The 16767-nt window shown below is 62.2% G+C and carries 16 protein-coding genes; 4 read left to right on the top strand and 12 right to left on the bottom strand.

Annotated elements, in window-relative coordinates; genetic code table 11:
• Positions 1-78: 78 nt before the first annotated feature.
• On the top strand, positions 79-1026 hold the full coding sequence (locus tag ACZ5BO_RS30805) for a S66 peptidase family protein (RefSeq protein ID WP_025129294.1): 948 nt from the start codon (positions 79-81) through the stop codon (positions 1024-1026).
• Positions 1027-1064: 38 nt separating this feature from the next.
• Here the strand turns inward: ACZ5BO_RS30805 and ACZ5BO_RS30800 are convergent, their stop codons facing one another.
• The 5 genes from ACZ5BO_RS30800 to leuS all read right to left on the bottom strand — a co-directional run bounded on the left by ACZ5BO_RS30800 (position 1065) and on the right by leuS (position 7108).
• Positions 1065-2387 (bottom strand): lytic murein transglycosylase, encoded by a 1323-nt coding sequence (locus ACZ5BO_RS30800; RefSeq protein WP_025129293.1) that lies wholly within the window; start codon positions 2385-2387, stop codon positions 1065-1067.
• Positions 2388-2450: 63 nt separating this feature from the next.
• A complete protein-coding gene (arfA, locus tag ACZ5BO_RS30795) occupies positions 2451-2612 on the bottom strand; it encodes an alternative ribosome rescue factor ArfA (protein WP_007927093.1) in 162 nt (53 codons plus the stop codon).
• A gap of 117 nt (positions 2613-2729) precedes the next feature.
• Positions 2730-3767 (bottom strand): DNA polymerase III subunit delta, encoded by a 1038-nt coding sequence (gene holA, locus ACZ5BO_RS30790; protein WP_025129292.1) that lies wholly within the window; start codon positions 3765-3767, stop codon positions 2730-2732.
• 39 nt (positions 3768-3806) lie between these two features.
• Positions 3807-4412, bottom strand: coding sequence for an LPS-assembly lipoprotein LptE (locus ACZ5BO_RS30785; RefSeq protein ID WP_025129291.1), 606 nt, complete (start codon positions 4410-4412; stop codon positions 3807-3809).
• Positions 4413-4501: 89 nt separating this feature from the next.
• Positions 4502-7108 (bottom strand): leucine--tRNA ligase, encoded by a 2607-nt coding sequence (gene leuS, locus ACZ5BO_RS30780; RefSeq protein ID WP_025129290.1) that lies wholly within the window; start codon positions 7106-7108, stop codon positions 4502-4504.
• A 259-nt stretch (positions 7109-7367) separates the two neighbouring features.
• Between leuS and ACZ5BO_RS30775 the strand changes: the two genes are divergently transcribed.
• Positions 7368-7688 (top strand): hypothetical protein, encoded by a 321-nt coding sequence (locus tag ACZ5BO_RS30775; protein WP_025129289.1) that lies wholly within the window; start codon positions 7368-7370, stop codon positions 7686-7688.
• Positions 7689-7814: 126 nt separating this feature from the next.
• On the top strand, positions 7815-8576 hold the full coding sequence (locus ACZ5BO_RS30770; protein ID WP_464697346.1) for a YdcF family protein: 762 nt from the start codon (positions 7815-7817) through the stop codon (positions 8574-8576).
• 46 nt (positions 8577-8622) lie between these two features.
• Here ACZ5BO_RS30770 and lnt read toward each other — a convergent pair whose 3' ends face one another.
• From lnt to miaB, 5 genes are all read right to left on the bottom strand, one after another.
• Complete coding sequence (gene lnt / locus ACZ5BO_RS30765) at positions 8623-10146, bottom strand: apolipoprotein N-acyltransferase (RefSeq protein WP_025129287.1); 1524 nt, start codon at positions 10144-10146, stop codon at positions 8623-8625.
• Between the two features lie 191 nt (positions 10147-10337).
• The gene (locus ACZ5BO_RS30760; RefSeq protein WP_025129286.1) at positions 10338-11177 is read right to left on the bottom strand and encodes an HlyC/CorC family transporter; all 840 of its coding nucleotides are present in this window, start codon (positions 11175-11177) and stop codon (positions 10338-10340) included.
• Between the two features lie 42 nt (positions 11178-11219).
• Entirely contained in the window at positions 11220-11678 is a 459-nt protein-coding gene (gene ybeY, locus ACZ5BO_RS30755) for an rRNA maturation RNase YbeY (protein ID WP_025129285.1), read from the bottom strand.
• Complete coding sequence (locus tag ACZ5BO_RS30750; RefSeq protein ID WP_025129284.1) at positions 11671-12678, bottom strand: PhoH family protein; 1008 nt, start codon at positions 12676-12678, stop codon at positions 11671-11673. Before ACZ5BO_RS30750 ends, ybeY begins: the two co-directional genes overlap by 8 nt.
• Positions 12679-12875: 197 nt before the next feature.
• A complete protein-coding gene (gene miaB / locus ACZ5BO_RS30745; protein ID WP_025129283.1) occupies positions 12876-14204 on the bottom strand; it encodes a tRNA (N6-isopentenyl adenosine(37)-C2)-methylthiotransferase MiaB in 1329 nt (442 codons plus the stop codon).
• A gap of 134 nt (positions 14205-14338) precedes the next feature.
• Here miaB and ACZ5BO_RS30740 point away from each other — a divergent pair, with 134 nt between their 5' ends.
• Positions 14339-14665: a DUF1820 family protein gene (locus tag ACZ5BO_RS30740; RefSeq protein ID WP_020295297.1), complete on the top strand. Its 327-nt coding sequence runs from the start codon at positions 14339-14341 to the stop codon at positions 14663-14665.
• A 39-nt stretch (positions 14666-14704) separates the two neighbouring features.
• Here the strand turns inward: ACZ5BO_RS30740 and ACZ5BO_RS30735 are convergent, their stop codons facing one another.
• Positions 14705-15262 (bottom strand): tetratricopeptide repeat protein, encoded by a 558-nt coding sequence (locus ACZ5BO_RS30735; protein ID WP_025129282.1) that lies wholly within the window; start codon positions 15260-15262, stop codon positions 14705-14707.
• Between the two features lie 221 nt (positions 15263-15483).
• Positions 15484-16767 carry a glutamate-1-semialdehyde 2,1-aminomutase gene (gene hemL / locus ACZ5BO_RS30730; protein WP_464697345.1) on the bottom strand — a complete coding sequence of 428 codons (1284 nt, stop codon included), beginning with the start codon at positions 16765-16767 and terminating at the stop codon, positions 15484-15486.

Here is a 16767-nt window from a genome sequence, read left to right as displayed (position 1 = left end):
TCCCGGCTGTTTCAGCTCTTCTGTTTCGCGGCATTCATGGCTACTGTGCTTGGGTGAATCCACACAGGGAGAACTTGCATGCCCATCCAACCGACTGCTGCCCTTCATGCTCATCTGCCAGTACCGGCGTTGGCTGGTGAAGGCGTTATCGGCCTTATTGCGCCCGCCGGTCCGGCAGCGCTGGATACCGAAAAAGCCTTCCAATGGATGCGTTCACGGGGTTACGAGTTGCGTATCTTCCCCGGTGTCGGGCAGCAGGAAGGCTATCTCGCTGGCAGTGACGAGGTCCGTCTGAATGACTTGCACGGGGCTTTTGCCGACAGCGAAATCGACGCCATTGTGTGCCTGCGTGGAGGCTATGGCAGCCCGCGCTTGCTGGACAAGATCGATTTCGACCTGATCAGGCGCAATCCCAAGCCCTTTGTCGGCTATAGCGATATCACCGCCCTGCACCTGGCGATCAACCGTTATGCGGGATTTGTCAGCTTTCACGGGCCGATGCTCAATGCCGACCTGCTGGGGCAGAAGCAGCCGCCGACCGAGGCGTCGTTTTTCAATCTGCTCAGGGGCCAGGTCAGGGCCGGCAGCCTGCTGCCCCATCCTGTGGCTTTTCCCTTGACCACGGTGGAGCCGGGTATCGCACAGGGGCCGCTGCTGGGGGGCAACCTGTCGATGATTGCCAGTACCCTGGGCACTGCGTTTGAAATCAATTCCGATGGCAGCATCCTGTTTCTCGAGGACATCAACGAGCCGCTGTATCGGATCGACCGCCTGCTCAATCACCTGCGCCTGGCAGGCAAGCTCGACAAGCTGCGTGGCGTGTTGGTAGGGGATGTGGCAGGTGTGGATTTCACTGCGCTGTGCGGCCTGCTCAGGCAGACCTTCGAGCCGCTGAAGATTCCGGTGCTGGCCGGATGGCGCAGTGGTCATTGCGACCCCAATCTGACCTTGCCCATAGGGGCTTTGGTCAGGTTGGATGCGGGTGCCAGGGAGCTGACCCTGGCCCAGGATGTAGTGTTCAAGTAAGGCTGGGCCAGTGCAGAAGGGCTGCACCGGCCGGCCCTTCAGCGATTGCGCAGGCTGTCCAGCAGCTTGTGGGTTGGATAGCCGTCTGCGGGCCAGCCCAGCGCTTGCTGGGCGCTGCGAATGGCCTTGCGGGTATTGGCACCGATAATCCCGTCGGGGTTGCCGGCGTCGTACTGCCTGGCGCTGAGCAAGGTCTGCAGCTCGATGCGTTCGGAACGGCTCAGGGGCAGGTCGTCCTTGGGCCAGCTACCGCTGATCAGGCCGGCACCGACGAAACGCTCGGACAGCAGGTTCACGGCCAGGGCGTAGGACGATGAGTTGTTGTACTTGAGCACGGCGCGGAAGTTGTCCAGGATCAGGAACGCCGGGCCCCGGTAGCCGGCAGGCAGCAACAGGGACGCGGACAACTGGTCCGAGCCATAAGGCAGTGCCTTGCCATTGACCGGGGTCATTCCCAGGCGCATCCATTCAGCCACTGTCTTGCGGGTGGAGGCATCAGCCAGGGAATAGTCGAAACCGCTGTTGAGCTGCACTTCGAAGCCCCATGGCTGGCCTTTTTGCCAGCCCGAGCTCTGCAGGTAGTGTGCGGTCGACGCCAGGGCGTCACCGGGGCTGTTCCAGATATCCCGGCGGCCGTCGCCGTCGAAGTCCACGGCGTGGGTGTTGTAGGTGGTGGGAATGAACTGGGTCTGGCCCATGGCTCCGGCCCAGGAACCGAGCATCTTCTCTGGCTGGATATCACCCTGTTGAATGATTTGCAGCGCGGCGATCAGTTGGCTGTTGGCGAAGGCTGGGCGGCGCCCTTCGTAGGCCAGGGTCGCCAGGGAGCGGATGACCGACTTGTTGCCCTGGAAATCGCCGAAATTGCTCTCCATGCCCCAGACCGCCACCAGTGCCTGGCGATCCACGCCATAGCGCTGTTCGATTCGTTGCAGGATATCGCCGTACTGGACCAGCAGCGCCTGACCTTTGCGTACCCTTACCGGGGACAGTGCGCCGTCGAGGTATTCCCACACCGGGCGGCTGAACTCGGGTTGGCTGCGGTCCGCCTTGATCACGGCCATGTCCGGGGTCACGCCAGCGAAGGCACGGTCGAATACATCGGCGCGAATTCCGGCGTTCAAGGCTTCACTGCGGAAGGCACTCAACCACTCGTCGAAGGTCTGGGCAGGCTGGATGTCCAGGTTGTCGGCCGTCAAGGGCGCGACAGTGGCCGGCGCGGCAAGGGGGGCTGCCTGGAGGGTGGGCAGCGGCTGGGCGTCGGCGGCGGTGGGTTTTTCCGCGCAGGCGACTAGCAGAACAAGGCTGGAGGCAGCGATCAGTTGGCGCATGTGCCAACGACGGGAAAGACAAAAGGGCATGCACGGGTCCAGAGAGAATAACAATCAGGTGCAGACCTTATCATGCCAGTGGGGGTCTGGGCTTCAGGCAGCCAGAAAGTAAGAAGCCTCCCAGCTTTTAGACTGGAAGGCTTCGCGGCGGTAGCTGCCTTTGCCCTTGGCGGGTCGTTCCTGACGGCTGCGGAACAGTGGCTGGGCAATGATGGATTTGGCCTTGTTGGGGCCATGCTTGGATGGCTTGCTCATCGGGTGTGCTCGCTTCATGAGGAGAGTGGGTGCTGCGGCGCAGATCATCGGCCAGAGTCGGGCTGTTGTCCAGTCCTGCCCATGTCCGAAGAGTGTCGGCGAGGATCTTGCCGAGGGTTATTCGGCCGGCAGGGCCAGGCGTTGGCCGGCCATCAGCAGTGACAGGCGGCTCAGGCTGCTCCATGGGGAGCCGCTGGCCTGTCCCTTGATTTGCGCATCGATGCGCTGGGCGTCGAGCAGCAATTGCGCCCAGCGCTGTGCGGAATAGCGTTGCAGCGCTTTGCTCATCAGGGGTTTGCGCTTGTCCCAGACAGGAGGGCGAGCCTGGCTGAACACTTTGTCCAGAGGCGTGCCCTGGCTGAACTGCAGGGCCAGGTTGGCCAGTAGTCGCAATTCCCGGGACAAGGCCCAGAGAATGACCGGAGGCTCAACGCCTTCCCCCCTCAGGCCTTCAAGCATGCGCAAGGCATGGGCGGCCTCACCATTGAGAATGGCGTCCACCAGCCCGAACACGTCGAAGCGAGCACTGTCGGCCACGGCGGCCTGTACGGTTTCGACAGTGATCTGTCCGCCTTCAGCCATCAGCTTGAGCTTTTCGATTTCCTGGGCTGCAGCCAGCAGGTTGCCTTCTACCCGGGCGGCGATCAGTTCCACCGCATCCTGGCTGGCGGAGAGTCCCGCCTGGGACAGGCGTTGGCGAATCCACTGCGGGAGCTGGTTGGCATCCACTGGCCAGATCTGCACGAACTGAGTCTGGGCTCCTTCAACCAGTGCCTTGCCCCACTTGGTCTTCTGCGCACTGCCATCGAGCTTGGGCAGGCTGATCAGCAGCACCGTGTCTTCTGCCGGGCGCGAGCAATACTCGATCAGTGCCGCAGCGCCCTTGTCCCCCGGCTTGCCCGAAGGCAGGCGCAGCTCCAGCAGACGCTTTTCAGCGAACAGCGACATGCTGGCACCGGCTTGCAGCAGGGTGCCCCAATCGAAGTTGGCATCGGCGCTGAATACCTGGCGCTCGTCAAAACCCTGCTGGCGAACAGCAGTACGAATGGCGTCGGCGGCTTCCTGGCAGAGCAGAGGATCATCGCCGCTGATCACATAGACCGGGGCGAGGGTGCCTTGCAGGTGTTTGCCGAGTTGGGCGGGGGCAAGTTTCATAGGCGAGGACCAGCGGGGCGCTTGCGCGCCCCACGAGGCTTACTGGTTCGGCAGTTCCAGAGGCGACTGACGCGGGGTGTTCGCTTCAGCCTTGCGTGCCGCTTCCAGGGCGTCGGCGTCTGCCTTGGCTTTGGCTTCTGCGGTGGCTTGCAGCTGGGCAAGTTGCTCCGGAGTCAGCAGTTGCAGGCGGATCAGCATGCGCTGGACCAGGTCGCGACGCATTTCCTTGTGGGTTTCGGCGGACTCCTGGTCGGAGCCGGTGATGTTGTTGCCGTCGTGCAGGAAGACCTTCTGCACTTCCAGCTTGTCGCCCAGAAGGTGCAGGTTGTCATGAGTCAGGATCTCGTAGTTCAGCGTGGTGCTGATCTCGTACTCGGCCGAGCTGCCGCCACCGGTATAGCTGAGCGTGCGCTGGCTGGCCTGCTCGCTGAGCAATACCAGCTTGTAGGGCGCGCCCGCATGGATGCGCACGCCACTGCTTTCCAGTTGCTGTTGCAGCAGCTTCACCGTGGTGCCATAGGCGTCCCGGGCACTCAGGTCGAGCTCCTTGATGGTCAGCTCCTGGGTTCCCGTGCCGCGCAACTGGAAGCCACAGGCGCTCAGCAGCAAGGCCAGGCCCATCACCAGCAGGTTACGTTTGATCATGTGTTGCTCCCCTTGAAACCATATGGGCCAACCTTGTGGCCCTGGAGGTTTTGTTCGGCGCCCGATCCCGGATCGGGCGCCTGATCCAATTAGCTGGCGACGATATTGACCAGTTTGCCCGGTACCACGATGACCTTGCGAATGGTCAGGCCTTCGGTGAAGCGCAGCACGTTTTCGTTACTGCGGGCCGCGGCCTCGACTTCTTCACGGCTGGCACTGGCCGGCATCTCGATCTGGCCACGCAGCTTGCCGTTGACCTGAATCACCAGTTGCAGGCTGTCCTGGACCAGGGCGCTTGCGTCCACCACGGGCCAGCCAGCATCGATAATGGCACCTTGCTGACCCAGTTGGGTCCACAGCTCATGGCTGATGTGCGGTGTGATCGGGGCCAGCAACAGGGCTACGGCCTGCAAGCCTTCCTGCAGCAATGCACGGTCCTGTTCGCTGCCTTGCGGGGCTTTTTCCAGGACGTTCATCAGGGTCATCACCTGGGCAATGGCGGTGTTGAACTTGTGGTGCTGGCCGACATCCTGGCTGGCCTGCTTGATGGCCAGGTGGATGGAACGACGGATGGCTTTCTGCTCATCGTTCAGCGACGGCACATCCAGGGCTTGCGGCAGCCCTTGACCGACATGGGCCTGGGCCAGGCGCCAGACGCGCTTGAGGAAGCGGTGTGCGCCCTCGACACCGGAGTCGGACCATTCCAGGCTCATGTCGGGCGGCGAGGCGAACATCATGAACAGGCGGCAGGTATCGGCGCCGTACTGTTCGATCATCGATTGCGGGTCGACGCCGTTGTTCAGCGACTTCGACATCTTCTGCGTGCCACCGATTTCCACCGGCAGGCCGTCGGCCTTGAGCTTGGCGCCGATGACCTTGGCTTTGGCGTCGAGTTCGACATCCACGTCGTCCGGGTTGAAGTAGTCCCTGCCGCCGTTCTCGAGGGTGCGATGGTAGGTATCGGCCACCACCATGCCCTGGGTCAGCAGGTTCTTGAACGGTTCGTTGGAGTTGACCAGTCCTTCATCGCGCATCAGCTTGTGGAAGAAGCGCGCGTAGAGCAGGTGCAAGATCGCGTGCTCGATGCCGCCGATGTATTGGTCCACCGGCAGCCAGTGCTCGGCCGCCGCCGGATCTACCAGGCCACCTTCATAGTGTGGTGACGCGTAGCGGGCGTAGTACCACGAGGACTCGACGAAGGTGTCCATGGTGTCGGTTTCGCGCTTGGCCGGCTTGCCGCATTTCGGGCAGCTGCACTCGTAGAACTCGGGCATGCGGGCCAGGGGCGAACCGGCGCCGTCGGGTACTACGTCTTCCGGCAGGATCACCGGCAACTGGTCCTCGGGGACTGGTACGTCGCCACAGCTGTCGCAGTGAATGATCGGGATCGGGCAGCCCCAGTAGCGCTGGCGGCTGATGCCCCAGTCGCGCAGACGGAACTGAGTGCGGGACTGGCCGAGGTTTTTTTCCAGCAGAGCGACTTCGATGGCGTCAAACGCGCCCGGGAAGTCCAGGCCGTTGAAGGTGCCGGAGTTGATCAGCTCACCGTGCTCGCCATAGGCGTCTTGCCATGGTGCCGGAGTTTCATCGCCGGCACTGGTGCGCACCACGGCCTTGATCGGCAGGCTGTACTTGGTGGCGAATTCGAAATCCCGCTCGTCGTGGGCCGGTACGGCCATTACTGCGCCATCGCCGTAATGCATCAGCACGTAGTTGGCTACCCAGACCGGGAGTTTCTCGCCAGTCAGCGGGTGTTCGACGAGCAGCGAGGTGGGCAGGCCTTTCTTTTCCTGGGTCGCCATGTCGGCTTCGGCGACGCTGCCGCCCTTGCATTCGGCAATGAACGCCTGCAATTCAGGATCGTTCTGTGCCGCCAGGGTGGCCAGAGGGTGTTCGGCCGCCACGGCGACATAGGTCGCGCCCATCAGGGTGTCCGGACGGGTGGTGAAGACCTTCAGGGCGCCGGCTTCGCCGATGGACGCCTGATCGTAGGGGAACTGTACTTCCATGCCGCGGGACTTGCCGATCCAGTTGCGCTGCATGGTCTTGACCTGTTCGGGCCAGCCCGGCAAGTCGTCGAGGCTCTCCAGCAGCTCATCCGCATAGGCGGTGATCTTGAAGTAGTACATCGGGATTTCGCGCTTCTCGATCAGCGCGCCCGAGCGCCAGCCGCGCCCGTCGATCACCTGTTCGTTGGCCAGTACGGTCTGGTCGACCGGGTCCCAGTTGACGGTACCGTTCTTGCGGTAGATCACGCCTTTCTCGAACAGGCGAGTGAACAGCCATTGTTCCCAGCGGTAGTAATCCGGCTTGCAGGTGGTGATTTCGCGGGACCAGTCCACCGCCAGGCCCAGGCTGCGCAGCTGGGTCTTCATGTAGGCGATGTTTTCGTAGGTCCACTTGGCCGGGGCGACGTTGTTCTTCATCGCGGCGTTTTCCGCCGGCATGCCGAAGGCGTCCCAACCCATGGGTTGCAGGACGTTCTTGCCCTGCATGCGCTGGTAGCGGGAGATCACGTCGCCGATGGTGTAGTTGCGCACGTGCCCCATGTGTAGCTTGCCGCTGGGGTAAGGGAACATCGACAGGCAGTAGTAAGTCTCCTTGCCTGGCTGTTCACTGACTTCAAAGGACTTTTGCTCATCCCAGAACGACTGGGCGGCGGCTTCGATTTCACGGGGCTGATAGTGTTCGTGCATGGCTACTTTTGTATTGACTAGGGGTGGCCTAATCCTCTTCAACGCAACGTCGGGTGGTGATGGCGCCAAATACGCCGATTGCAGTGCCCGATGGAGCTGGAAGTGGAGTTACAGGAAGCGCCGTAGCATACATGACCGCGCTCTACCGAGGGAAACCCTGATTGCTCGAGCGGGCCGTTGGTCGCGGCGGCGCGTTGCTTCCAGCGGCCCGGCTAAGCTGAAAAAGGGGAGTGAGTCTTATCTTCGATGAGGTGAACGGATGCTTGAATCGCAGCGAAAAGTAACAGAGCCGGAGGTGTATGAAAGGCTGCTGAATCGACTGGCTCTAGCCCTGGATGCGGTAAATACTGCGAATCGACTGCGCAATGAGCGGCCTGTCGAGTTGGAGCTACGGGGTTTGAGTCATGCCGAGTTCGAGTTGATCAGGGCTTACCTGGCGCGCAGCCAGCGGGAAATGCAGATCAACGTACTGGGCAGTCTGCAAAATCAGGAGGCGCCTCGTTCTGCCAAGATCATTTGGTTGAAGGATCAGGCGCCCGTCAAGGAGTCGGTGAAGGTCCGCTCCCGGCAGTTCAAGTAGATCCAGGGACTCTTCATTGAGTCGATGGAGGCCGCTTCCGAGGGCCTCGAATGCAAAATTGCTTCGCATCGGTTGTTGCAGGATGGATATCCCCTTTAGGCTTCGGGCATCTTCTGGAGATGCTCGATGCCTTTTCGCTATTTCATCAAACAGTTACTGCTCCCCCCCGGCATTCTCTTGCTGCTGCTTCTGCTTGCCTGGTGCCTGCGGCGCTCACGGCCCAGACTGGCCCGTTGCTGCTTTATCCTCGGACTGGGCGGCTTTTGGCTGATGAGCCTGCCAGTCATGGTGGAGTGGGGCGCCAGGGGGCTTGAACAGTTGCCGCCTCTGCCACAGAGCCAATGGGCGAGCCTCGCCGAGCAGGCGGATGCAATCGTGGTCCTGGGCTCGGGCCGTGAGCGGGGAGATCCGGCCTGGGGTTCTGACCAGCCTACCGGGGTGGGCCTGGAGCGCGAGCGCTACGCGGCACGATTGGCCAAGGCTTCCGGGCTGCCAATATTGACCAGTGGCGGTTTGCATTACGGCACGCCGCCCACCGAGGCGGCGCTGATGGCTGAATCAATGCTCGGCGACTTTGGGGTGAATGTGCGCTGGCAGGAAGGCCGCAGCCGCACCACCTGGGAAAACGCTCAGTTCAGTGCGCAGGTGTTGCAGCCTCAGGGGGTCAAGCGCGTGGTGGTGGTGACCCAGGCCTGGCACATGCCTCGCGCGGCGTGGAGCTTCGAGCAGGCGGGGTTTGTGGTGGTGCCGGCGCCAGTAGGCTTCCTGGGGGTGGATAACGCCCGCCCGCTGGGGGGCTGGATGCCGGAGTTCAAGTCGATCTGGCAGAGCGGCCAGTTACTCAATGAAGCGGTAGGCCAGTTGGGTTATCGGCTTTTCTATCGCTGAGAGCCGGCGCCCGGCTCGCAAGGAACCGGGCCACCGACCAGCATGCTCAGACGGTCTTGGCAATGCGGCTGGCCAGCAGGGCCCAGCCAAACAGCAGAATGCACAGCACTACCAGTGGCCATGAGCGCCACTGCAGGTAAGGCGTCAGGTTGTGCATGGGGACTACTTCGCCATACAGGATGCCGCGTTCGAACTGGGGAATCTGCACGGTGATCTTGCCGAATGGGTCAATCAGGCCGGTGACCCCGTTGTTGGTGGCGCGGATCATCCAGCGGCCGGCCTCCAGGGCCCGCATCTGGGCCATCTGCAAGTGCTGCAAGGGGCCGATGGAGGTGCCGAACCAGGTGTCGTTGCTGATGGTCAGCAGCAGGTCGCTGCGGGCCGAGAGGCCGGCGGCGAACTCGGGGTAGACCACTTCGTAGCAGATGAATGGCGCAATCTGATACCCCTTGGCCTGCAGCAGCGGCTGGTCGGCCGGGCCGCGGGCGAAGTCCGACATCGGCAGGTTGAAGAAGTCGATCAGTCCGCGCAGCAGTTCCTGCAGAGGCACGTATTCGCCGAACGGCACCAGCTTCTGCTTCAGGTAGGTGCCATCCCCTTCACCGGTCACGGTGATGCCGTTGAAGTAGCGTTTTTCATGGTGCACCAGCTGGCGCACCGGTACCCCGGTGATCAAGGCGGAGTGACGGTCGGCGGCGAAGCTGCCCATCATCGTCAAGTAGCCCTCGGCCGACTCCTTGAGCACCGGAACGGCGGTTTCTGGCCAGACCAGCAGGTCCACTCGCTTGCTGCCGAAGCTCATGTCCCGGTACAGCGCCAGCTGGGCGTTGAGCTCTGCCGGGTCCCATTTCATGCTTTGTTCGATATTGCCCTGGATGGCCGCGACCGACAGCGGCTCGCCCGAAGGGCTGGTCCAGGCGTGGCCCTTGAGTGCCAGGCCGGTTGCCCAAGGTGCAGCCAGCAGTACCAGGCCTGCCACGATGAAGCCTTTACGTCCGGCCTTGAACAGTCGTGGCAGGTTGTAGAGCAGCGCGGCGGTCAGGGCCAGGGAGAAGGAGATCAGCCAGATGCCACCCAGCGGCGCAAGCCCGGCCAGGGGGCCATCGAGCTGGCTGTAGCCGGAGTAGAGCCAGGGGAAACCAGTGAGGAACCAGCCGCGAAAGGCTTCCTGGCCCAGCCACAAGGCGGCAAACGCCAGGGCGTCGGCCAGTGGGGCTTCGTTGCGGCGCAGCCAGCGGGCCCAGAGCCAGGCCGGCAGGGCAAAGAACCAGGCGATGGCGGCGATGAAGGCCAGCATCAGCAGGCCGGCGAGCAGGGCTGACGCGCCGCCGTAGGTATGGATGCTGACGTAGATCCAGCTGGTGCCGGCGCCGAACAGGCCGAAGCCGAAGCACCAGCCGCGCCCCAGGGCCTGGCGTGGGCTCAGCTCGCGCAGCCCGGCATAGAACATGCCCACCGCCAGCAGCGCCAGTGGCCAGATGTTGTACGGGGCCAGGGCCAGGGTGGTGATGGCGCCAGCAGCCATGGCCAGCAGGTTGCCGGGCCAGCCGGGACGGGTTGCGCGCTGCAAGAGGCGTTTCATCAGCTCGTTCCTGTGTCGTGCCGAGCAAGGCACGAGGAGAATGGTGGTCGGGGTTCAGAGGAGCTTCGGATCATGCAGTGCTGTTCCATTCGCTCGCGTTCCGAGGTTTATCGCCCGGGATCGGGTTGCAGATCCCAGGGCGATAGTCCGGTGCGCAGCAATGCTGATGAGCCTTTCCCTCAGCGGGAAATGGGAGTCAGGCGCAGCAGATGGATCCGTCGGCTGTCGGCATTGAGCACACGGAACCGATACGCGCCGATTTCAGTGATTTCATTGCGTTTTGGCAAGTGGCCGAAGGCGCTCATCACCAGGCCGCCAACGGTGTCGAACTCGTCATCGGAGAACTCGCTGTCGAAGAACTCGTTGAAGTTCTCGATCGGCGTCAGCGCCTTGATCAGGAAATCGCCGCTGGGCAGGGGCTTGATGTAGCTGTCTTCCTCGACGTCATGCTCGTCTTCGATATCGCCGACGATCTGCTCCAGCACGTCCTCGATGGTCACCAGGCCCGCCACGCCGCCGTATTCGTCGATGACGATGGCCATGTGGTTGTGGTTGGCGCGGAACTCGCGCAGCAGCACGTTCAAGCGCTTGGACTCGGGGACGAAGGTCGCCGGGCGCAGCAGGTCCTTGATGTTGAAGCTGTCGCCGTTTTCCTTGAGGATCAGTGGCAGCAAGTCCTTGGCCAGCAGGACGCCCATCACGTCGTCATGGCTTTCACCGATCACCGGGTAGCGCGAATGCGCGGAGTCGATGACCGCGGGCAGGAACTCCCGGGGCGTCTGGGTCGCCTTGATGCTGATCATCTGCGAGCGCGGGACCATGATGTCCCGGACTTGCAGGTCAGCCACCTGGATGGCGCCCTCGACGATGGCCAGCGCCTCGCTGTCCAGCAATTTGTTCTGATGGGCTTCGCGCAGCAACTCCAGCAGTTCCTGACGGTTTTTCGGCTCATGGGCAAAAGCCTGGGTCAGTTTGCCCAGCCATGACTTTTGCCCGTTGCTCGATCGATCTTCGCTCATAGCGATTGCTCTGAATCCTTGGTTGTTACAGGGGGTTGTTGATCAGTTTTCGTCATCTGCATAGGGGTCGGGATGACCCAGCTCTGCAAGCAACGTTCGTTCCAGTGCTTCCATTTCTTCGGCTTCGTCGTCATCTATATGGTCGTAGCCCAGCAGATGCAAGCAGCCATGAATCACCAGGTGAGCCCAGTGGGCCTGCAATTCCTTGCCTTGTTCGGCGGCTTCGCGCTCGACCACCGCAACGCAGATCACCAGGTCTCCCAGCAAGGGGATATCCAACAGCTCATCCGGTACGTCGGCGGGAAATGACAGCACATTGGTGGCGTAATCTTTATGACGCCAAGTGTGATTCAACTCACGGCCTTCGGCTTCGTCCACCAGGCGGATGGTCAGCTCCGAGTCGGCCGTGCGCTGGCGCAGGGCCAGCTCGCACCATTGGCGAAACTGTTCATCACTGGGGGCCGGCTGTTGGCTGGCACGCTGCAGATCAAGCTCAAGCATCGTGACGGTTGCCTCTGTCGGCAGGAGCCTGGGCGGCGTCGAGCTCGAAACGCTCGTAGGCCTCGACGATGCGTTGCACCAGTGGGTGGCGCACCACGTCCTTGGGCATGAAGTGAGTGAAGCTGATGCCTGGGACATCCTTGAGCACGTTGATCACCTGGGCCAGGCCGGACTTGGTGCCCTTGGGCAGGTCGACCTGGGTGATGTCACCGGTGATCACTGCCGTGGAGCCGAAGCCGATCCGGGTGAGGAACATCTTCATCTGTTCCACGGTGGTGTTCTGGCTTTCGTCGAGGATGATGAAGCTGTTGTTCAGGGTGCGGCCGCGCATGTAGGCCAGCGGCGCAATCTCGATCACTTGACGTTCGATCAGCTTGGCGACGTACTCGAAACCGAGCATTTCATACAGCGCGTCATACAGCGGGCGCAGGTACGGGTCGATTTTCTGTGCCAGGTCGCCGGGCAGGAAACCGAGCTTTTCACCGGCTTCAACGGCTGGGCGCACCAGCAGGATGCGACGCACCTGCTCGCGTTCCAGGGCATCCACGGCGCAAGCCACGGCCAGATAGGTCTTGCCGGTACCGGCCGGGCCAATGCCGAAGTTGATGTCGTTGCCAAGGATTTCCTTGACGTAGCGCTGCTGGTTCAACCCGCGAGGGCGAATCATGCCTTTCTTGGTGCGCAGGGCCACGGCGGCGTCGGCGACGGGTGGGTTATCCAGTTCTTCCACGGCGGATTCCTGCAGGAACAGGTGCACCAGGTCCGGCGACAGCTCGGTGCCCTTGGTCTCCCGGTAGAGACGGCGCAGAAGATTTTCCGCGGAGGTGGTGTGCTTGGGTTCGCCGATCAGTTCGAACTGATTGCCGCGGTTGCGGATCTCGATCGTCAGGCGCTGTTCGATCAAGCGCAGATGCTCGTCGAATTGCCCGCACAGATTGGCGAAGCGGCGAGCCTCGAAGGGTTCGAGGATGAAGCGATGAGGTTCTATGGGTGCGTTCAAGGTCGTTTTTTAGCCGCCCAACGGCAATTAAGATGAATTCAAGGATAACGCCAGCAGCCTGGGTGCGAAAGCTCTTATGCGGCGCAATGACTCTGGGGGCTATTGCCCTCGCCCCGGCGTGCCACTGATGGCGGCCCGCTGGGCACTGTCACTGGTCCGCCAGGCCCCGGCCCGCCTGGTTCGGTGGCGAGCGGTTCCTAGGCGAGCAGCGAGCCGCGCAGCGAGTGGGGTTGCGCCGAGTCGATGTGCACGTCGGCGAACTGGCCAATCAGCGTGGGATTGTCGCAGCGGAAGTTGACGATCCGGTTGTTCTCGGTCCGCCCCTGCAGTTCTCCAGGGTCTTTCTTGGAATAGTCGGTGACCAGAATGCGCTGGGTAGAGCCGACCATTTGTCGGCTGATTTCAAACCCCTGCTGGTTCAGGCGATGTTGCAGGGCATTCAGGCGCTCCTTCTTCAGCGCTTCCGGCGTCTCGTCAGCCAGGTCGGCGGCTGGGGTGCCCGGGCGCTGGCTATAGACGAAGGAGTAGGAGAAGTCGAAACCGACGTCCTCGATCAGCTTCATGGTTTGCTGGAAGTCTTTTTCCGTTTCGCCGGGGAAGCCGACGATGAAGTCCGAGCTGATGCAGATGCCGGGCACTGCGGCTCGCAGCTTGCGCAGCTTCGACTTGTACTCCAGGGCGGTGTGGTTGCGCTTCATCGCCGCGAGGATGCGGTCGGAGCCCGATTGCACTGGGAGGTGCAGGTGTTTTACCAGCTCCGGCACTTCGGCATGGGCCTGGATCAGGCTGTCGGAAAACTCCAGGGGGTGCGAGGTGGTGTAGCGAATCCGTTCGATGCCGTCGACCGCTGCGACCACGCGAATCAGTTCGGCCAGGTCGGCCATGCGCCCGTCGTGGGTCTGGCCGCGGTAGCCATTGACGTTCTGGCCCAGCAGGGTCACTTCACGGACACCGTTTTCCGCCAGGTGAATGATTTCGGCGATCACGTCGTCGAAGGGCCGGCTGACCTCTTCGCCACGGGTATAGGGCACGACGCAGAACGTGCAGTACTTGCTGCAGCCCTCCATGACCGAGACATAGGCACTGGGGCCGTCGATCCGCGGTTCGGGCAGGTGGTCGAACTTCTCGATCTCCGGGAACGAGACATCCACCTGCGGCAGTTTGGTGATGCGGGCGGTGTCGATCATTTCCGGCAGGCGGTGCAGGGTCTGTGGGCCGAAGACCACGTCCACATAGGGGGCTCGGTCACGGATGGCCGCGCCTTCCTGGCTGGCCACGCAACCACCGACGGCAATCACCATCTCCGGGTTGGCCAGCTTCAGCTCGCGCCAGCGTCCGAGCTGGGAGTAGACCCGGTCCTGGGCCCGCTCGCGGATGGAGCAGGTGTTGAGCAGGATGACGTCGGCGTCTTCGGCGCGGGCGGTGACTTCCAGGGCCTGATGTTCACCCAGCAGATCGACCATGCGCGAGCTGTCGTACTCGTTCATCTGGCAACCGTGGGTTTCGATGTATAACTTCTTGGCCATGGACGGGGTCATCACGTGATTCAAAGAACCGCGCATTATAGGGGCCATGCCCACAGGTTCCTAGCACTGAGCATCGGGTAGCTATGCTATAGTTCGCGCCCTATTTTTGTCCCCCGATGTGTTACCCGCCCACCATGACCAAACGTGAAGCTCCAATCTACAAGGTGATTTTCCTCAACCAGGGCCAGGTGTTCGAAATGTACGCCAAGCAGATCTATCAGAGCGATCTGTGGGGTTTCCTGGAAGTGGAAGAGTTCGTCTTTGGCGAGCGCACGCAGGTGGTCGTCGATCCGAGCGAGGAAAAGCTCAAGGCCCAGTTCGAAGGTGTGGTGCGCAGCTTTGTGCCGATGCATTCGATTGTGCGCATCGATGAAGTGGAGCGCCTGGGTACGCCGAAGATCAGTGAAGCCCGGGGCATGAGCAACGTCATGCCATTCCCGATGCCAATGCCTGAAAAATAAGCCTGGCTGCGGCTCGTCGGTCAGCAGGGACGCAGAGGTTTACGGCAGGGGAGAAAAGGGCGAACGCCCATCGGCGCTCTGCAGTTCCATCAGGTACTTGCGGAAAATCTGCCCCAGGACCTGGGTCGCGACTTCCAGCTCATCGCGCTGCATGTGCTCGGCGACTTCGTCGGCGGTGTCCAGGGCGTCTTCGGCGCCATTGACCGCGGCCATCTTCAGCACGATGTAGGCCTGGACGTTGTTGGCGGGTACGCCTTCGCCATGGAAGAACATGGTGCCCAGCTTGAATTGCGCCTGGGCATGGCCTTGCAGAGAGGCTTTCTCGAAATAGCTCAGGGCTTGATTGAGGTCTTGCGGCGCGCCTTTGCCTTCATAGTAGAACTCACCCAGCTCGTATTGCGCCTGGGCATCCCCTTCATCAGCGGCCTTCTGGCAGGCGGCAAGCGCCTCGGCCTGTTCCTGTGCCTGGGGATCGAGGGTGCAGCGACCCATCGCTGGGATCAACAACGAGTTGCCGCCTGCTTCTTGTGCGTGCGCGAGCAGGGGCTGAAGGAGCAACAGGCAGCCCAATGTCAGGGCGCGGCCGGTGCGGTTCATGGGAATCGACTTACCTCTGAGGGGCGCGCGGACCCGGCGAGGGGTCCAATAAGCGCGCATTATGAAATAAGCAGGGCCAACCTTACAAAGTCTTTACTCGTTTTTCTGCTGCGTGGCCGCGATATCCGGTGGTTTCGGGCGTTTTTGCTGATTCGGCAGGAGAAAAGTTCGAGTAAAGCACGTGACTGGCGTAGCGCATCACCACGCCAGTCGTACAGCACTTACTTCAAGGCAGCAAATGCGCGCTCTGCCGCATCCAGGGTCAATTGCAGCTCGGCTTCGCCGTGGGCGATCGAGGTGAAGCCGGCTTCGAAGGCGCTCGGTGCCAGGTACACGCCGCCTTCCAGCATCAGGTGGAAGAAGCGTTTGAACAGGTTGGCATCGCTGGCCATCACATCCTCGAAGGTCACGATGTCGTCGGCACCGCTGAAGTACAGGCCGAACATGCCCCCGGCCTGGGTGGTGACGAAGGGAATGCCGGCGGCATCGGCGCGCTGTTGCAGGCCTTCGAGCAGGCGGCTGGTGTAGTCGCTCAGTTCGGCGTGGAAGCCCGGACGGCTGATCAGGCGCAGGGTGGTCAGGCCTGCGGCCATGGCCAGCGGGTTGCCGGACAGGGTGCCCGCCTGGTAGACCGGGCCCAGGGGCGCGATGTGTTGCATGATCGAGCGCTTGCCGCCGAAGCAGCCTACAGGCATGCCGCCGCCAATGATCTTGCCGAAGGTAGACAGGTCAGGGGTCACGCCGTAATGGGCCTGGGCACCGCCGAGGGCCACGCGGAAACCGGTCATCACTTCGTCGAAGATCAGCACCACGCCGTGTTGGTCGCACAGACTGCGCAGCCCCTGCAGGAAGCCCGGTGCCGGTGGTACGCAGTTCATGTTGCCGGCCACCGGCTCGACGATGATGCAGGCTACTTCCTGGCCGACATCGGCGAGCATTTTTTCCACTGCGCCGATGTCGTTGAACGGCAGGGTCAGGGTGTGCTTGGCGAAGGCTGCCGGGACCCCGGCGGAGCTTGGCACGCCTTGGGTCAAGGCGCCGGAGCCGGCCTTGACCAGCAGGCTGTCGGAGTGGCCGTGGTAGCAGCCTTCGAACTTGATGATGCTGTCGCGACCAGTGAAGCCGCGGGCCAGGCGAATCGCGCTCATGGTGGCTTCAGTGCCGGAGCTGACCATGCGCACCATTTCCATGGACGGCACGATGGCGCAGACCAGGTCGGCCATTTCGGTTTCCATGGCGGTCGGGGCGCCATAGGACAGGCCGTGCTCCAGCTGCTTGCGCACCGCGTCGAGCACGTCCGGATGGCTGTGGCCGAGGATCATCGGCCCCCAGGAGCCGACATAGTCGACATAGCGCTTGTCGTCTTCGTCGGTGACGTAGGCACCTTCGGCGTGCTTGAAGAACAGCGGGGTGCCGCCCACGCTCTTGAAGGCGCGCACGGGAGAGTTGACGCCACCGGGGATGTGTTTCTGGGCGTTGGCAAACAGGGTTTCGGAACGAGACAT

The sequence above is a fragment of the Pseudomonas sp. FFPRI_1 genome (assembly GCF_055384485.1).
This window is presented reverse-complemented; position numbering and strand designations above follow the sequence as displayed.

What these genes read in the sequence shown, in the direction of transcription:
- arfA (WP_007927093.1), bottom strand. Translation starts at nt 2,612, where the DNA reads ATGAGCAAGCCATCCAAGCATGGCCCCAACAAGGCCAAATCCATCATT.
- ACZ5BO_RS30785 (WP_025129291.1), bottom strand. Translation starts at nt 4,412, where the DNA reads ATGATCAAACGTAACCTGCTGGTGATGGGCCTGGCCTTGCTGCTGAGC.
- ACZ5BO_RS30805 (WP_025129294.1), top strand. Translation starts at nt 79, where the DNA reads ATGCCCATCCAACCGACTGCTGCCCTTCATGCTCATCTGCCAGTACCG.
- ACZ5BO_RS30800 (WP_025129293.1), bottom strand. Translation starts at nt 2,387, where the DNA reads ATGCCCTTTTGTCTTTCCCGTCGTTGGCACATGCGCCAACTGATCGCT.
- miaB (WP_025129283.1), bottom strand. Translation starts at nt 14,204, where the DNA reads ATGGCCAAGAAGTTATACATCGAAACCCACGGTTGCCAGATGAACGAG.
- ACZ5BO_RS30735 (WP_025129282.1), bottom strand. Translation starts at nt 15,262, where the DNA reads ATGAACCGCACCGGCCGCGCCCTGACATTGGGCTGCCTGTTGCTCCTT.
- holA (WP_025129292.1), bottom strand. Translation starts at nt 3,767, where the DNA reads ATGAAACTTGCCCCCGCCCAACTCGGCAAACACCTGCAAGGCACCCTC.
- hemL (WP_464697345.1), bottom strand. Translation starts at nt 16,767, where the DNA reads ATGTCTCGTTCCGAAACCCTGTTTGCCAACGCCCAGAAACACATCCCC.
- ACZ5BO_RS30775 (WP_025129289.1), top strand. Translation starts at nt 7,368, where the DNA reads ATGCTTGAATCGCAGCGAAAAGTAACAGAGCCGGAGGTGTATGAAAGG.
- ybeY (WP_025129285.1), bottom strand. Translation starts at nt 11,678, where the DNA reads ATGCTTGAGCTTGATCTGCAGCGTGCCAGCCAACAGCCGGCCCCCAGT.
- leuS (WP_025129290.1), bottom strand. Translation starts at nt 7,108, where the DNA reads ATGCACGAACACTATCAGCCCCGTGAAATCGAAGCCGCCGCCCAGTCG.
- ACZ5BO_RS30770 (WP_464697346.1), top strand. Translation starts at nt 7,815, where the DNA reads ATGCCTTTTCGCTATTTCATCAAACAGTTACTGCTCCCCCCCGGCATT.
- ACZ5BO_RS30760 (WP_025129286.1), bottom strand. Translation starts at nt 11,177, where the DNA reads ATGAGCGAAGATCGATCGAGCAACGGGCAAAAGTCATGGCTGGGCAAA.
- ACZ5BO_RS30740 (WP_020295297.1), top strand. Translation starts at nt 14,339, where the DNA reads ATGACCAAACGTGAAGCTCCAATCTACAAGGTGATTTTCCTCAACCAG.